At 70.2% G+C, this 689-nt stretch carries 1 protein-coding gene; it reads right to left on the bottom strand.

The genetic code is table 11. From position 1 onward, the window contains the following. Window positions 1–244: 244 nt before the first annotated feature. A partial coding sequence (locus DMB80_RS27785) for a ferritin-like domain-containing protein (RefSeq protein WP_240431423.1) occupies window positions 245–689 on the bottom strand: 445 nt, incomplete at its 5' end.

The following is a 689-nucleotide window of genomic DNA, read 5'->3' as shown; positions in this document are numbered from 1 at the left end:
CGTATCCGCTATGGCGGACCCTCACCGGTTACGCCGAGGCTAGCTTGGCACCCGGCCCTTCGCCTCCACGGCAGCCCGAACGACGCCAGATAACCCACACCGAGGTTGCATAAGTCAGCGTGGGCGCGAGGCACCCGGCCCTCAACTCGGCAGCACCACCGACCACAGAAATCACGCCCCGCCCCGAGGCGTCGACCCACTACGGCCTCCACACCCCTTGACTCGACCTACAGCCAGCTAGCTGCTATTCCTTCCCGCCGGGGAACGGCACCGCGACCGGTGTGGCGCCGACGACGACGCGCCACCGAGCGGCGGTGACCGCGGTTTCGAGCATCGCGGCCACGCCGAACGCGCGCACCTTCTCGTCGGTCGCCTGCTCGACGACCGCCCGCCACGCGGTCGCGCTGTCTTCTTCCATGCGCACCGCGAGCTTCGCGGCCTGGGCGGGGGTGTCGACCTCCGAGGGCATCGAGTACCCCACCGCGGGCAGCGGGACCGCGCCGCCGGCGTCCTCGAGCACGACGATCGCGGCTTCCCGACGAGCCCGATGCTCGGCCATCGCATCGGCGACCAAGCTGTTGTCTTCCGGCGTGGAATGCGCTGACACCAGCCCGTATCCGTAGATCGTCGCGTGTTCGACGGCGACGGCGTCGAACAGAGCGCCCAGGGCGGCATCGGTGGGGCGGGTG

Source organism: Mycobacterium kyogaense (assembly GCF_003254575.1).
GTDB classification, from domain to species: Bacteria; Actinomycetota; Actinomycetes; order Mycobacteriales; family Mycobacteriaceae; genus Mycobacterium; species Mycobacterium kyogaense.
The sequence above is the reverse complement of the archived record's forward strand: the minus strand, read 5'-3'. Positions and strand labels throughout refer to the sequence as shown.